This is a genomic window from Actinomycetaceae bacterium MB13-C1-2 (genome assembly GCA_035621235.1).
Taxonomy (GTDB): domain Bacteria; phylum Actinomycetota; class Actinomycetes; order Actinomycetales; family Actinomycetaceae; genus Scrofimicrobium.
Window position 1 is genome coordinate 268707 of record CP141731.1, and the last position, 15023, is coordinate 283729.

The 15023-nt window shown below is 58.7% G+C and carries 12 protein-coding genes; 2 read left to right on the forward strand and 10 right to left on the reverse strand.

The window, feature by feature from the left end:
* Positions 1-146: 146 nt before the first annotated feature.
* From U6G28_01045 to U6G28_01080, 8 genes are all read right to left on the reverse strand, one after another.
* Positions 147-632: a hypothetical protein gene (locus U6G28_01045; protein WRS30312.1), complete on the reverse strand. Its 486-nt coding sequence runs from the start codon at positions 630-632 to the stop codon at positions 147-149.
* Positions 632-1051, reverse strand: a complete 420-nt coding sequence (locus U6G28_01050) for a GntR family transcriptional regulator (GenBank protein WRS30313.1) — start codon at positions 1049-1051, stop codon at positions 632-634. Before U6G28_01050 ends, U6G28_01045 begins: the two co-directional genes overlap by 1 nt.
* Complete coding sequence (locus U6G28_01055; GenBank protein WRS30314.1) at positions 1048-2031, reverse strand: hypothetical protein; 984 nt, start codon at positions 2029-2031, stop codon at positions 1048-1050. Before U6G28_01055 ends, U6G28_01050 begins: the two co-directional genes overlap by 4 nt.
* A 30-nt stretch (positions 2032-2061) precedes the next feature.
* On the reverse strand, positions 2062-3000 hold the full coding sequence (locus U6G28_01060; GenBank protein ID WRS31168.1) for a class C sortase: 939 nt from the start codon (positions 2998-3000) through the stop codon (positions 2062-2064).
* Positions 3000-3872 (reverse strand): class C sortase, encoded by an 873-nt coding sequence (locus tag U6G28_01065; GenBank protein ID WRS30315.1) that lies wholly within the window; start codon positions 3870-3872, stop codon positions 3000-3002. The genes U6G28_01060 and U6G28_01065 overlap by 1 nt, the downstream gene beginning before the upstream one ends.
* Entirely contained in the window at positions 3869-5404 is a 1536-nt protein-coding gene (locus tag U6G28_01070; GenBank protein WRS30316.1) for a SpaH/EbpB family LPXTG-anchored major pilin, read from the reverse strand. The genes U6G28_01065 and U6G28_01070 overlap by 4 nt, the downstream gene beginning before the upstream one ends.
* Positions 5405-5641: 237 nt before the next feature.
* Complete coding sequence (locus tag U6G28_01075) at positions 5642-7108, reverse strand: SpaH/EbpB family LPXTG-anchored major pilin (GenBank protein ID WRS30317.1); 1467 nt, start codon at positions 7106-7108, stop codon at positions 5642-5644.
* Between the two features lie 111 nt (positions 7109-7219).
* Positions 7220-10285 (reverse strand): LPXTG cell wall anchor domain-containing protein, encoded by a 3066-nt coding sequence (locus U6G28_01080; GenBank protein WRS30318.1) that lies wholly within the window; start codon positions 10283-10285, stop codon positions 7220-7222.
* 744 nt (positions 10286-11029) lie between these two features.
* Between U6G28_01080 and U6G28_01085 the strand changes: the two genes are divergently transcribed.
* Positions 11030-12301, forward strand: coding sequence for a DUF2252 domain-containing protein (locus U6G28_01085; GenBank protein WRS30319.1), 1272 nt, complete (start codon positions 11030-11032; stop codon positions 12299-12301).
* Between the two features lie 22 nt (positions 12302-12323).
* On the opposite strand, the gene mscL is transcribed toward U6G28_01085, so the two are convergent.
* Entirely contained in the window at positions 12324-12740 is a 417-nt protein-coding gene (mscL, locus tag U6G28_01090) for a large conductance mechanosensitive channel protein MscL (protein ID WRS30320.1), read from the reverse strand.
* A 298-nt stretch (positions 12741-13038) separates the two neighbouring features.
* Here mscL and U6G28_01095 point away from each other — a divergent pair, with 298 nt between their 5' ends.
* The gene (locus U6G28_01095) at positions 13039-13983 is read left to right on the forward strand and encodes a pseudouridine synthase (GenBank protein ID WRS31169.1); all 945 of its coding nucleotides are present in this window, start codon (positions 13039-13041) and stop codon (positions 13981-13983) included.
* A 201-nt stretch (positions 13984-14184) separates the two neighbouring features.
* Here U6G28_01095 and U6G28_01100 read toward each other — a convergent pair whose 3' ends face one another.
* Positions 14185-14793 carry a hypothetical protein gene (locus U6G28_01100; protein WRS30321.1) on the reverse strand — a complete coding sequence of 203 codons (609 nt, stop codon included), beginning with the start codon at positions 14791-14793 and terminating at the stop codon, positions 14185-14187.
* Positions 14794-15023 lie beyond the last annotated feature (230 nt).

A 15023-nucleotide genomic window follows, 5' to 3' on the forward strand; every position in this document is an offset into this window, starting at 1 on the left:
AATCTCCTCGGGTCTGAACTGCCGGAGACGTACCGCACACCGAACGGTTCCGGGCACCCAGTTTGCTCTAGTCCGGGTTACCAGGAAACTAGGGCGTCACCGCGGCGCCGGGCACGCTATCGTCCTAATCCGGATTATCGGAAGGATTAGGGCAGGTCATCCTTAACCGTCACGGAAACTCGACCGAAAGGCACCGAAATACTCTCCCCGTTTTCCATATCATCGCTGATTTCAAGACGGCCAAATCCCGCATACATCGCGATGATTGCCACCATGGTAAACCCAACGATTACCGCCACGGTGGACTTGAGTATCTGGTCAGCCCGCTGTGATGTCATGGCTCGGCTAGCAATCCACACGCCAACAATGACGATAAGAAGCGCTAAGAGCAAAAACGAGAAAGAAGGCCCTAAAACTAGCATTACGCTTCGCGGTGGCTCGCTTGTTGGGTTCCCCTGAGAGTCGACGAAGCTTCCATCGTCACTGAACCCTCCCGAACTCTTTCCTTTCGAAGACGTTCCCATCATCAGGTAGACAAGTAGGCTCAGTAACAGGGCGATCAAGAGTCGAACGACGCGAACGAGGGCTGCCCGCGATTCTTCTTCTGTCCGCAATGGAGTTGTCGTGTTCATCAGTTGTCTCCCGATCTTGCTTGTGTCTGAGCTCTGCGACTATCTAGAGATAGGGGATCACGTTTGGACCATGCACTTTGGATCAGGCCGACGACATCTGCCTGGCTCACGCCAACTGCCTGCGCGCGGTCGACTAGGTCCTCCACGGCCCGGCCCAAAAGTGCTTGTTCCCGTTGTCGGGTTGGCGGTCCGATCACTCTTGAGCCTGCCATTCGGGTGGAGGAGATCAACCCACTTGTTTCTAGCTCCGAATACGCTCTAGCGACCGTTCCTGGGGCAACGCGAAGGTCCCCCGCCAGCTGCCTGATCGAAGGCAGTCTGTGATTGTCAGGCAACTCCCCCGAGCGAATCTGCGCCGCTATCTGCGACCGGATTTGTTCGTATGGTGGTGTCGTTGCAGAAACATCAACGACGATCATCGATCCGACTCCATTCCCGTCGCCTCCGTCGAATAACGAGGCAGATCAGAAGCGCGCCGCACAGCGCTACCGAAAATGATCAGAGAAATTGTCAGGACTGGACCAGTAAACGCGAACACACTGAGGTTGGGCGCCAACGCTATCAATGAATCGGATACAGACGGCGAGGAAGTAATCAGGAGCACTAGCGCCGAAAAAGCCGAGAACTCGATGAAGACCGCGCCCGCACTCAGTTGAACGATTATCGTGACGCTCTGGGACCTCCATCGTCGGTCAACGGTCTCATAGTCCGCGCCAGGGACTACAGGCAGTGAGCTCACTCGACGCACCGCGATCCAGGTGACCAGTCCGAGCACTGCCGTCAACGCCAGCAAAGGCAAACCTAGAACCACTCCTAGCAGCGGAGGCTGTAGTCTGCACTGCGTTACCCCGTCCACCAACTCGCATTTGAACCCCGGCTCAAATCCAAGTCCGGTGGCCCGGGTTCGAAGTAGCAAAGAGACACCCACCGCGCCGACCAGTAGGACTGCGGCCACTCCCCACCAAACAAGAGTTGTCTTCGCAAGCGAGTCTGTCGGATTACGAGACTCAAGTGAGGCGGCCCGACGATTCCCGATCTTCCCTCCGTGGGCGGGCCACCACGTGTAAACGAGGAGTCCCACAATTACACCGATGCCTGGCACCAATATCGCCCAGGCCGGGCGCGTATAGGGGAACAACACGAGGAGCAAAACGACCACCAATAGCGCGGTTATCGCCGCGATGAGCATCCTTCGCCGAGCGCTTAGCAGACTCGCAGACGCATCATCGCTCAAGGGAACAGTCGGCGTCGGGGAATTGCCTCCCCGACCGATAAGCCATGCGAGTGCAAGTAGCAGTGGGGGTTGTAGAAGGAAGAACAGAGTGAACGTCAACGAATGGAACTCCACCACACACCCCCGTGTACCAACTGTCTGATACAGGTAATCTAGGGTCGCCATGGGACTGTGTCAAGCACTTGACACACTCCCTCACCCGACCTTCGGTCTTCCCGAAATCCAGACGTAGACGCCCAGCACCACCGCGCCGCCTCCGAGCACAACTAGCCACCACGGGAAGCCGGGGCCTTGAACAACTTCGGCAAAAGGTGCTGGGGCGTCTTCCACTCGTTCGCCCGTCACGAGGATTCGGTGTGTGTTCAGACCTATCGGGGTGCAGGTCACCAGCGTCACCAAGTCTCTGCCCGCGAGTGGAATGATCTGCTCCGTCTGGTCCGGCGAAACAACCTGGGTGTCGATCACCCGATATGTCAACCATTCTCCAGCCACCTGAATGTAGAACTCGTCCCCCGGTTGTACCCGATCCAGCTTATTGAACAGCTTGGATTCGGCCAGCCCACGATGCGCCGTTAGCACGGAGCGAGTTCCGTCGCCTCCGACCGGGAGAGCAGTGCCTCGCAGATGGCCGACTCCCCTGCGAAGGGTGGCGTCCGCGGTTCCGTGGAACACCGGCAGATCCACTGAAGCGGCGGGAACGACCAGTCTGGCCATTACTTCCGAGTCGTCCACTCGAAGCAGATTCTGATAGATCGTTGATCCTGCGGCATCGGCCTCATCAGAGTCGGCAGCCGTCGGCACATTAGCCCCGGCCTCAAGGATCGCTCCAGTCGCAATCTGTGCGTTGTACTCGCGGGCCTGATCAAGCAATAGCTCATTCTGTGCCGCCGTGTTCAGGTCCGTCGCCGCCTCGTGGTCGCGCACCAACTGCGACTCATTCAGCGCCGACACCCACATGGCCGCACGCGGATAAAGGAACACGGAAAGCCCGATCAGCGCCGCAATCGCGATTAGTAGGGCAACCCAGTCCATGCGCCAGCGAGGGGCTTGTGCCCGCACAACTCCTTTGTCATCGGAGGCCTCCACCCACGTCGAACCCTGGGCCACAAAGGGCGTTTCCGAGTGTTTCCCCATCACGCCATGTCCTCGTTCGAAGGACGCTCCGCCCTCTTCCTCCCCGGAGTAAACAGGAGCAGAGCACTCACGGACGACACCCCGACGAACCACACCACCCACCAGGGGAAGCCCACCGCGGGAACTTCAGGAACTGTGATGATGTCTCCCGGTCCGTCGATACGCTCGGCATGGACCATTAGTCGATGCGTGTTCAGTCCAATGGGGGTACAGGTGAACACTGTTACCCAGTCTTCCCCCGGAATGATCGCCAGGCTCTCCGTGTCTCCCGGCTCCACGGTTTCAATCTGGCGTACCTGGTAGTAGTGGTCCTCCCCCATCACGCTGATCCACAGCGTTTGTCCCACTTCCGCGTTAAGCAGGTTGGTGAGTAACCGCGCGTTCTTCAAACCCGAATGCGCTGTCAGGACCGAATGGGTCCCGGGGCCTCCGACCGGCAAAGATGTTCCGTACAGGTGACCGATCCCGCGGCTAAGCGCACTCTGCTCTGTTCCGTGATAGATGGGTAGCGCGATATCTAGGTCGGGGTATGTCAGGGTTCCGATGGCGTCCGAACCCGATACCCTCAGCAACTCCATGTACGCGCGATAACGGGGAGTGTTCAGCTCCCCGTCGTCCTCTTTGGTTATGAACGGGTCAAGCAGAAGACCTGCCTGTAGCGTGTCGTTGTATTGGTACGCGGCATCCAGAAGCTCCTCGCGCCTTGGGTCCGAGGTTTGCTCAACCGACTGGTTGTATCCCGTCATTACACGCCGTTGGTTGATTGCAGAAAACCATTCCGCCGCGTCCGCATAGACCAGTAGACCCACGCCCACCATGACCGCGAACTGGATTAGTAGTCCGCTGATCATCTGGCGGGTGCGACGCTTCATTCTTCGCTCTCCGATTCCCGGCGACGGGTTCGTAGGAAGAAGCCCACGCACAGTAGCCCTACGCCAAGCACTATAGCGCCAGCTACGTCAGCTCCGGTTGAGGGAAGCTCACCCTCGCCGCCGTTGCCCCCGTTTCCGCCGTTGCCGCCACGCCACAGTTCTTGAATTAGCACGACCGGCGCGTCCACCGCCTCGACCGCACCGGCCATTACATGCGCTCGACCGCTCCAGCCGGAAGGAGTCTGTGTCATCACCGCGTAGTAGCCGCGAAACAGGGATGAGGTGCGGTCACGGTCTAACCCGTTGGCAAAGTTTGAGAAGCGAAGTCCCGAAATAGTAACGGATCCGTCAGGACCCGTCGTCCATTTGCTTTCACCATCAACTTCAATGGGGTTGGTGAGAGTAGCCGCGTCGCCTTCTGTTGCAAACAACTGGAAGACGGTTCCAGGAATCACCGTCTGTGGGTGGTCCCGATCCCGGGCCAATATCTGTATTGACCCAAACTTGGTTGTCTCAGTGTCCTCCGCGGTAGTGGCATCACTCGTGGATGCGCCAGAACCTGCGCGCATGTAGGCGCGATTACTGTAGACGCCGTCCGCTTCTGTTCCCGCCCCGCGCACCAGTGTCCTGTAGCTGATGACGACGTTGGTATCTGAACTGTCAGCGCGCGCCTGGTCTAGCTTCACCAATCCCGACGGGGTGAACTCGACTCGAATCACCAACTGTCCTGCCACATTCTGTAGCGAAATCGAATAGTCACTTGGTCCGATAACGGGCAGGAGGCCGCGAGTGATGCTCTGCCTTCGATCCTCTGAGGTTTGTGCCAATTGGACCCGAACCTCAGACACGTCCTCTATCAGGTCGAGTCGCGGGTCAAGGGTGTTAGTAACCGCGTACAGGTCAAGGCTCGGCACTCGCGGGATCGTGGAGTATGACTCCCAGAGAACCGGGTCCTCCGAGGTGATCGTGTCCTCATCAATCACGCGTAGGTCAATCGATGCAACCGCGTTCTTCGGATAGACGTGAATATCGGTGAGCCATGTTCCGGCCGTTGGGAGCGGTGCGGTAACCAAGAAGGGGTCCGAGGGAAGCACTCCTTTTGGCACACTAGTTTCCTGGACCAGGTAAAGGCCGGTGTCCAGAGGGCCAAGTTGTGCTACACCCCGGCTGTTAGTGGTCGCAGTATCCGCTGGGGTCAACGAGTTGGTTGAAGCAACGGCATCTGAAACAGTGATGCTATTGAGCTCCTGCCAACCGGAGGGATCAGTCAAGTCGATTCCCGGCACCAGTGTTGCGGTGAAAGTGACACCAGCTATTGGCGTTCCGTTGATGTCTTGCGGCAACCCCGTCGCGGGTTCGCCGAACTGGTCAGGCTGTTCTAGTTTCTTGATGGAGATTGTCGCCGAGTCTGGAATGGGATCAGAAGGCAGGTCCGGCGTCTTTGCTGTGGAAGCAAACGAGGCCGACCCGAGAGAGAACACGAGGGGCAAAAAGGCAGCAACGGCTGCGACCCGCTGTCGGGTCTTGATCATTTCGCCTCCTTCATTACACGCATTCCAGACCTACCAGACGAGCGCGGTGTTACGCGGGGTTCCTAGACTCACCACGTGGGCATGGTACCGATTACGCGAGTTCCGAGTCCGCTATCCGAGTCTTGGGGGGGCCGCCCAGACCAGTACTCGTTGCACGAACTTCGGGTGCGCCACCCGAACTCGCGTGCCATGCGGTTCGGGGCCACAGCGCACCCGCCGTCGCCCCGAACCGAGACGCTACGCGTCCGCGTTCTTGCGGCGACGGATGGCCGCAAACAGGGCGAGGCCCAAAACTCCGACCCCGGCAACACTGAGGATCAGCGTCCCGGTTCCACCCGTGAGAGGCAACTCAGGGGCAACGGCCTTTTCGTTGGCGATGGGCAAGGTAAAGCTGCCCGAACCCAAATCAACCTTGGTTACCTCGGGATTGAGAATATATCCCTGCGGCGCTACGGTTTCTTGCACACAGTACGCCTTGTTGGTGGTGCCCGCAGCGTTGCTGACCCAGAGAATCGTGTCCAGGGTCTGACCGACTACCGTCGGCCCAATGTCCAAAGTCCCCGTTGCTGGGGCAGTCGTCTCACAAGTCTCGGCACCAGGGGTTCCCGAAGCGGGCCAGACCTTAAACTCAGCGCCAGCAAGAGAGTCGGTGGCATCGCCATAGACGTGCTTGTTGATCGAGAGCTCGCCCCACTTGGTTTCGGGCTTGTTCGTAATCGGATCCGATACGGTTCCATTCAGCGTCAATGTTGCCCCGTTGTACAGGCGACCAGTTGTCCCGGGCGTCACGGTCGTGTGAATAACTACGGTGAGGGTGACATCCCCAGCCGGGGTCAGTGCGTTCACCTTGTCGAGGCCCGCCGTTGTCAGTGTCAGCTTTCCATTCGCAGCGTCGGCTGCAACGTAATCGGTGATCGCCAGATCGGTGCCGTTCAAAGCAGCCGAAAACACCACTGGATTTAGACCAGTATCCGCTGAGTCAGTAACAACGACATCAGTGTAGGGAAGGGTGGCTTCCGGAATAGTCGCAGTGATAGTCCACGGCACAGTCGCGTCCGAGTTCCAAGTAAGTGCGCTGGTGCCCGCGATGTTAGCGGCTTCAGCGGTCTTGGTAGGAATACCCGGTTCAGTGAGGACGTTCTTGGGGTAGGCAACGGGGCTGTACTCCCATTGGTTCCCCGCGGCGAGCGGTAGCGTCATCAAGAACGGATCCGCTGGCGTAGTAATCAGGTTCGAGCCTGCACCGGTCTCGGTGACCAGATAGGCCGCCACGGGAGTGTTCGCGAAAGTGGCCGCGCCGGTGGAGACCGTGGTAGCAGTGAACGTCGTCCCGGTGGTGCAGTAGCCGACTGGGAGGCTGCCATCGCCACCGTTCCATAAAGAATTCAGGGTGCCAAACTGACGCCACCCGACCGGGCTACGAAGGTTGATGGCGGTGCATGAACCCTGGGTACCTGTACCAATTGTCGAAATCTGGAAGGTGACACCTTCTAGCGCCGCGCCCGCGGGGTTGCCGTCGGTGCTACTAGCGTCCTCAACGTGCTTGTAAAGCGTGAGAGTGCCCGAGGTCGGGGCAGTCCCTAGCCAAGGAGCGTCATTCTGGGGCGTGGCGACAGCCGTACCTGCCAGAGTGACCAGGCCCAGCGTCGCTACCCCCGTAGCCGCCAGAGCTCTTGCGCCCCAGCCGTGTCGTTTCTTTGTCATTTTTGTTCCCTTCAGGGTGTTGAAGTCTTCTGTCGTCGTTTGTCTTGTCGAAAGGTTGGTCAGTTCACGAAGGCCGCACCCGTAGCGACCAGGCAGAGTTCAAAGTGATCGCTACGTCCGCCTCCTTTTGTGTACTAGGGCCGCCGCTGCAGCAACTGCGAGCACCCCTACGCCCATCAGCGCGAAGAAAGCTTCCCCACTCCCCCCTGCCTGCGGCAATTGCGGAATGGCGATGGTACTCATTAGGAATCGGTAGATTTCGTACTCGCCCGCCGCGCTAACCGTGATTTCGTTACCGGTCTCGGATGTCGAGATTGTCGTCCAGCACTTGTCGTCCATGCTCGGCTGCGTAGTCGGATTCGAGGTCGGGTCGCGAGGCGGACAGCCTTCGGCCGCGTTCGGCACGTACTTCTGGAATCCAACAAGGTACATTGGATAAACCGGCAGCCGCTTCAGACTGATCGTGTACTTGACCCCGAGGCGGGCCGAGATCACGTTGCAGTTCGCAGTTCCTCGGCACTCAACTTCATTGGAGCCGAAGGCATCAACCAGCGAGGGTAGGTCCGAGTACGCGGCCTCGGGGATCGCAGAGACCTCAAAATCGTCGGGGGTCAGACTGAGGTCCCACGGGTTGCTTGTTTCCACCAGCACGGCCAGGCGCGACTGCGCCATCGTGACGTGGCAATCAATGTCTGCACCATTTTGTACCTCAACGGTCCAAAAGTAGGACCCCGGTACGCCAGGATTCGGCGTTTTCGTCACCGGAAGCGGTATCGGATCAACCGAATCATCGCTACCTGTCGGCTTGTATTCGCACGACCAGTTCTCGACCGCGTAGGTATCGGAACCACCGGTGGCAGTTCGGGTCACTTCCAGTTCCCAGACCCCGGCCCGCACCGGTTCCGGCGCCTCCCATGATCCCGGATCGTCGGTAGGATGCTCGGTTTCACTCCCCTGGGTGGCACTGAGAATCCACTCGTCTCGTTGGGTCCCGCCCGGGGAAACCGCGTCGTCAAAAAACAGGCGCAGGTTGACCGGCTGCAGACTAGCGGTCACGTTCCCCGTCCAGTTCTCGCCCTGACTCGGGGTCACCTGTCTTCCGGGGACGTTCTGTGATGAGGGCGAGGTCCGAGTCCAGTCATACGCATAGGTGTAAGCGGTACTGAGTTGACCCGCTGGACTCTCAGCTCCGAGGGTGTACTGCACCGCCGCGTCAACGGGCAGCGCGACCCAATCACTCCCATCGAATGCGAATCGAATCTTGTTGGCTTGGCCAGCCTTCTCTACATACAGCAAATCGGACCACGAACTCACAAGAGGCGTGCTCCCCGGCGCCGCCCAGTCGATGATCGACTGCTGGTTGAACTTGAGGTCCGTGGTCAAGCGCGCCTCATCCACGGGGGCCTTGTTGAAAAACCTACAGTCAACGGCGGCACCGGCCGCCCCAAAGTTTGATGTCGGCGAAGGAAGGGCAAGACCCTCTGAACCATCCTGGTACACGGACGTTCCAGCACCTACGGCCAGATTCGTATCCGACGCCAAGCACCGATATTGGGAGTCGTACTTAGCGAAGTCAGTCGTTCCGGCCGCAGTCTCCCGAACCAAATACCGGTTAGGCGTAACCGAGGTGAAGTTCGGCCAGTATTTGCCATCGATCAGAACGTAGGGGTTACTCGTGGACCAGACCCGAGTCGCATCAGTGACCGGTGTCAGTATGGTTTCAGGCTGTAGCCCGTCCGTCGAACCGGTCGTGGTCGCAGTTCCCACGAACGCCTGATTGCCGGTTGCCGGGGTGCGCACTGACAAAGAAAACTGGTCCGTGGACTGAGCGCGGAACGCATTTTTCGCCACGGCGATGGTCGGAGGAGTCTGACAGTTCGCTATTCCCGACATCTGATATCCGGTGATGGGCGTCGGACCGACCGGTTGCCCCGTGTACAAGTCGTATCGCTGCGTGGCGTTATCGGTGGCCATATACAGGTAACCAAACGAGTCGAAGGCCGCACCGATGATTCCGTATGCACCCTGAATGGTCGCCTGTCCCTGAAGTAACCGCAGGGGTGTCATCTCTTTGGTTGTCGTTGCTGAGGCGATCGCGATCGCGGACCCAGTCGCGGAGTAGATATACCCATTGACAGTGTTACCCGTCGTCGGACTGGTCAGAAGGACAAAGAGGCCGCTCTGACCGTCCCTCATCAGGCTGGAGAAGTTCGGCATGGTACCGGAACCCTGATACGGAATGTCAGCGACCATTTGGGCGCGCAGGGTAAAGGGGTTAGCAATACTCAGCGAAGTGGCCGAAGCTTCCGCAGCGCTCATATCCCAGGCAAAGAGGGCAAAACCTAGTTTCCCGTTCGCTGCCTTGAATGTGGTTCCCAGATAATAGGTGTAACCCCCGGAGTCGTTGGATAGCAATGCGGCGGAGTCAACCTTTGAGACCGCCTGCCCGTTTACCTTTAGGGTCCTGTCACTGGCTGATCCCGTAAAGGTGACAGGAGCCGTGAAACCGGTCTGCGGGGTGTACACCAGCAGCTTTTCTAGGATGTTTCCACGCTGGCGCATGTCCCAGGTTCCGCCGGAGGCAACGACGGCATGGGCTCGGTTACCGTCCTCATTCATCGCAAAGGAAGCGACATTCTGACCGGAGGCAACCGCGGCGTTCCAGCCCGCTGAGCCGGCAATCTGTTCCTCCCAGTTGCCGTTACTGACCTGATGGTAGACGTAACCGTTCGTATAAACGGAGTACAGATTGCCACGGGCCGGGCTACAGCTGAACACAGAATTGGTGGCGAATGGGACAGGCGTAGCCGGGATGACAGCTCCGCTCACAGCCTGCTCGCCCCCGGTGAGTTCGTCGGTCGCACCCGACTGCGGGTCCTCGTCCGTACCGGCAGTGTCGCCAGACTGCGCGGTCTCGGCGGTCCCATCGGTCTCGATATCCAGAACGAGTTCGTTAGTCCGGGTGACCTCGTTTGGTAGCTTGCTACCTCCGCTGCCGTCGGATATCGAGGAGGTAGCTACGGAGCTATCAGCGGTCACAGCTCGGTCAGAACCCGCGTCCGCCGCCATAGCCACGGTGGGACTAAAGATCAGAACGAGACTTGCCGTGATTGCAACCAGAGCGCGACAAGGACGGAGGCCAAAAGGGGGCCACACCTCGTCTGTCCGCGTGCTCACGCTTCCGCCGTTCCTGGTCGTCCTGCAATAGCCAGTCCGCTCCACACCAGAACGAACCGGCCGCCGGAGAATAGCGCTGAGAAAGGGACCCGATCACGAAATTTATGCTGAGAACGGCGTCATCTGAAGAACTCGGAGCGCTTTCACCCCCCCAATTTCCCCCGTGCGTTCCGGCGATCTCGTCAGGATTTGCCGCATAACAGGGTCTATGGTCCCAACCGGACAAGGCCCGCGTCATCAGTCCCGTTTCGGCGCGCTTCGTAGAAAGCTCGGCATCCGAGGCGAGCAACTAAAGCCATCGGAGTCTGAGCGTTGGGACCGAACCTTCACAGGTAACAGGTGGAGTCAGTACACACGGAGGACAACCTCAACTCAGAATCACCTCACCTCTGAGTAGACAAACCACCCGCCAAAATCGTCGCGGAAAGACCGAACGACAAGTCCGGTTTCACTGCCGCTTTGTAATTATGGGGACCTAGAAGGAGTGACAGGGCTATTCTGAACCATCGTCCAAACCAAAGAACCCGGTCTTGAACTGAGAGTGACCGCGATATTCCGTCTCCGGAGAAGCCCCCTCCCTACGGTGGTGGATCGATAGAAAGCAGTGACGTTATGGACTCAACCGGCAGCAAATCTCTGGATGCGCAAACTACATCCGACCCCCGATCGATGCCCGCCTCGACAGCGCAACGACTCGAGACTGGAAAGCAGCTTCGAGGCCGTTTTCCTCGGCGGAGTATCGGCATGCTGGCTCCTCGTACCGGCGACGCGATGGCCATACTCGACGAGCAAAATGCGACCCGCGTTCCAGAACTCGTGCCGCTACGCAATCAACGAATGGCCGAGAGTCCGTTTGCTTTCTACCGAGGTTCAGCGGCGATCATGGCCGCGGACCTCTCCGATGAGCCGAACACTGACGTTTACGTCGCATCCTGCGGAGACGCACACCTGGCCAACTTCGGCTTCTACGCCTCGCCGCAAAGGACGCTAGTTTTCGACCTAAACGACTTCGATGAGGCCGCTTGGGCCCCCTGGGAATGGGATCTGAAACGTCTAGTTACCAGCGTAATTCTTGCCGGACAGTCGGTAGGACGGAAGGAGAACGTGACGCGGAAGGCCGCACTCGCCGTCACCCGCGCTTACGCAGAGGGTCTCCGGCTCGCAACAACCGTGACTCCTCTGGATCGCTTCTACGCCCATTTCGATGCAGAGGGAGGGGCGCGCAACATGCCAAAGTCTGCCCGTCGGACTCTCGACAAAGCCATCAAGCAGGCAAAGAAACGTACCAGCGAACGCGCGGCGAGGAAGTTAAGCGAACCAGACGAGCAGGGTCGACTCAGGTTCATTCCCGCTCCGCCAACAATGACCGAGCTCCCAGAGGCAGTGCGTGAGCACACGGTTCAGCTACACCACGAATACGTTGCCAGCAGCGAACCAGAAATCCGTCAGCTTCTTCGTCACTACGGCGTCTCAGACGTGATTAGGAGGGTAGTGGGCGTGGGCAGCGTTGGTACTCAGTGCACGATTACCCTGCTTCAAGACGGAGACGGAAACGCCCTGATCCTCCAGTCGAAAGAAGCGGGTCAAAGCGTTCTTGAGAGGTACGGAAAGATTGAGCAACCTCAGCCCCTAACGGATGCCGTAAAGAAACACGGCCAGGGCGCGCGGGTAGTTGGGATGCAGCGGATCCTTCAGGCCGTTTCCGATCCTTTCCTCGGGGAGATTCAGGCTTTCAATATCGATCTTTATGTCCGCCAGTTCCACGACATGAAGGGGAGCATTGACACGGATGCGGTCGACACCGACTCCTTCTTGGCCTATGCGCGTGCCTGTGGTCTGACGTTGGCTCGTGCTCACAGTCAATCGCCGCTGGCCGCGGTTGTTAGTGGTTATGTTGGTAGCGGTAAACAGGTCGGAGAAGCCATGTGGGTGTGGGGTAGCGCCTACGCCGAGCGAGTGGTAGAAGACCACCGGCAGTTCGTAAACGATAGACTCCAACCCCAGAACCAAGACTGATTCCGGGGCCGGAAAAGAAACTCTAGTGCCTGGGAGTTGGAGTATCCTGCGGATTCACGTCCTGCGCGAGTAGATCGCGAATGTCGCTGAGTAGCTTCACCTCGTCGGAGGCTTCCTCGGCACCTTCGTCTTCAGCAGTGCCGCCGTGCTCTGCAAGCTTGTTCATCGGAACCACTAGGAAGAAGTACAGCGCAAGAGCGATCAGCAGGAAGTTGACAAGCGCAGTCAGGATCGCACCGGGCTGGACCACGGCATCGCCGATGTTGAACTGTAGGAAACTATCGAAGTTGGGCTTGCCAATGAGGCCACCAATCAGGGGATTGATGAACTTGTCGACCAGCGCGTCAACAACGGTGGCGAAGGCTCCACCAATGATGACACCGACGGCCAGATCAATGGCGTTACCACGTGAAATGAAGTCTTTGAATCCCTGAATCATGGGGTTGCTCCTGTCGTCGATGGGCTCCGAATGCCCTAAGGCACTTTCGACACTTTAGGCGACTGTGCCGGCTCGCGCAGGACCTAAGACCGGGGAGTTTACTCACAGAGAAGGCATGAACGTGGCGACCAAGAACGCGCACCAGTGGCCGAACCAGACGCCCCGCAGACAGCGAGCGAACAGCCACGCGACCAGTGTCGACCCCGAGTGAGGAGCAGCCTCTTCCATCTACGCCGAGACTCGTGCCGGTCCCGTTTCCCGCCTTCTACTTTATTCGCGTGATAATGGGGCCGTGGCTATGCGCTCCCCTCTTCCTCCCCGCGATGGGGTGGGCGCTACCCGACTTCACCTCCCAAGCGAAGGGCCATGGCCGACGGTAGCCGAATACATGGTTGCCCGTTTTGGACACCTCGAACCCGAAGTCCTGCTCGCTCGCTTCGATGAGGGTGGGGTGGTCAACATCGACGGTGAACCTTTGACAAGGCACACCCCTCTGAATGCCGAAGCCTTCGTTTGGTATTACCGCAATCCGCCTGTCGAACACCAGATTCCTTTCGAGCCTGAAATTCTGTACGAGGATAAGGACCTGCTCGTCGTCGACAAACCTCATTTTCTGCCCACTACACCCTCGGGCAAGTTTCTGCAGAACACCGCGTTGGTGCGACTACGGAACCGGCTTGGAAACGATGATCTCTCCCCGATTCACCGGCTAGACCGACTCACCGCTGGCGTGGTGCTATTCTCGACTCGCCCTGAAACACGCGGGGCATACCAGACACTTTTCGCTCGTCGCCGGGTGAACAAAGAGTATGAGGCTTTCACCGCGCTTCCCCCCGCTTGGAGGCCGGAAACACCGACACTGGGCGGGAGGCCCTTTCCGGTAACGGTACGTTCACACCTTCATAAGGACCGAGGCGTACTGCGAGTCCAGGAACTTCCCGACCAGCCTCCGAACGCCGAGACAGTTATCGACCTGCTCGACTTTGACGAGACGAGGCTACACCTGCTGTTGCGTCCACACACCGGCCAGATGCACCAACTACGGGTGCATCTGGCTTCCCTTGAGGCAGGGATACTAAATGACCCGTTCTACCCCGTCTTGCTGGACGAGACTCCAGACGATTTCGAACGACCACTACAACTGTTGGCGCGATCAATCGGCTTCACTGACCCCCTGATGAAAACACCACGCGAATTCAGCAGTCGGCAAACTCTGTCGGGCGGGAGACGGCTTGCCGGCTAGCCCGTTGAGCGATTTCGAGTGGCCTTTGCCTATTCACCGGTATCTCACGATCTACAGGCCGCCCGACACATCGATTCGAGCTTTGGTCGTGAACGAGGATCTCGGTGAAAGCGCGAGGAGAATCCACGGCACAACCTCGTCAACGGTCCCCATTCGGCCAAGAGGTACCCCTCGACGCCGCCCCTCTGCCTCGACCCTGCCCTAATGATCGCCCCACGAAACCCCAGTTAGCGAAGCGTTGCCACCAATGAATACCACGGTCTCCGAAGTGGCATCCGGGGATGAGAGGCGCAGCCGATACCCCTCACAGTCCACATTGACACGTGATCCCGGAGTTAGGCCAGTCAGTTGCACCTCCTCTGACACGGATTCAGGATCGGTAGAACTCGGATCGACAACTCCGTAAGGCGAGATCACTGTCCCGATAACGAGGGCTGAACCATCCAACCTGTACTCTGTCGTCACCTCACTCAATGTGCCGGTCTGCGTCAAAGTCACGGCTCCAGACTGTGATTCCATGGCGTTTGGAGTGAAGATACTCTGGGTGATCGTAGCTTCGTCGATCCGCATTGAGTAGATGGCATTCGGGTTAGGCAGGATGACGGAAGTAGCGTCTGCGTCAAGGTCCCAGTGCCCAAGGATGCAGGTCACGAGCGGTTCGGACGCAGTCCCACTAGACCCGCTTTGGGAGCACGCAACGGTAGCCAGTGCCAAACAGGCAAGAATCGAAGTTGATATCAGACCACGTTCGATTCGACCTCGGTTGGTAACGCGCACGCTGACGATGCCTGACCGAACAATCTTTGCCATCCACAAATCCTAGTGGACCGCTTCGGTGAACCCCGCTCGCAGGCGGGCGCCGGTCACTCGGCATGTCTTTGAATACCGAGCGGACAAGCCCCCGCTCGCGGGATGGCTTACTAACGGACGAGGTCATCATCGAGTTTGCCGATGAAGAACCATCTCACGGAAGGGCACACTACCGGAGTCGACAACGTCGGATCCACTGGGCGTAACGTGCCACCACCGCCAAGAGGAAA

Bases quoted from the DNA above. Each gene is read 5' to 3' on its own strand.
- U6G28_01045 (WRS30312.1), bottom strand. From the start codon at position 632: ATGAACACGACAACTCCATTGCGGACAGAAGAAGAATCGCGGGCAGCC.
- U6G28_01050 (WRS30313.1), bottom strand. From the start codon at position 1,051: ATGATCGTCGTTGATGTTTCTGCAACGACACCACCATACGAACAAATC.
- U6G28_01055 (WRS30314.1), bottom strand. From the start codon at position 2,031: ATGGCGACCCTAGATTACCTGTATCAGACAGTTGGTACACGGGGGTGT.
- U6G28_01060 (WRS31168.1), bottom strand. From the start codon at position 3,000: ATGGGGAAACACTCGGAAACGCCCTTTGTGGCCCAGGGTTCGACGTGG.
- U6G28_01065 (WRS30315.1), bottom strand. From the start codon at position 3,872: ATGAAGCGTCGCACCCGCCAGATGATCAGCGGACTACTAATCCAGTTC.
- U6G28_01070 (WRS30316.1), bottom strand. From the start codon at position 5,404: ATGATCAAGACCCGACAGCGGGTCGCAGCCGTTGCTGCCTTTTTGCCC.
- U6G28_01075 (WRS30317.1), bottom strand. From the start codon at position 7,108: ATGACAAAGAAACGACACGGCTGGGGCGCAAGAGCTCTGGCGGCTACG.
- U6G28_01085 (WRS30319.1), top strand. From the start codon at position 11,030: ATGCTGGCTCCTCGTACCGGCGACGCGATGGCCATACTCGACGAGCAA.
- mscL (WRS30320.1), bottom strand. From the start codon at position 12,740: ATGATTCAGGGATTCAAAGACTTCATTTCACGTGGTAACGCCATTGAT.
- U6G28_01095 (WRS31169.1), top strand. From the start codon at position 13,039: ATGCGCTCCCCTCTTCCTCCCCGCGATGGGGTGGGCGCTACCCGACTT.
- U6G28_01100 (WRS30321.1), bottom strand. From the start codon at position 14,793: ATGGCAAAGATTGTTCGGTCAGGCATCGTCAGCGTGCGCGTTACCAAC.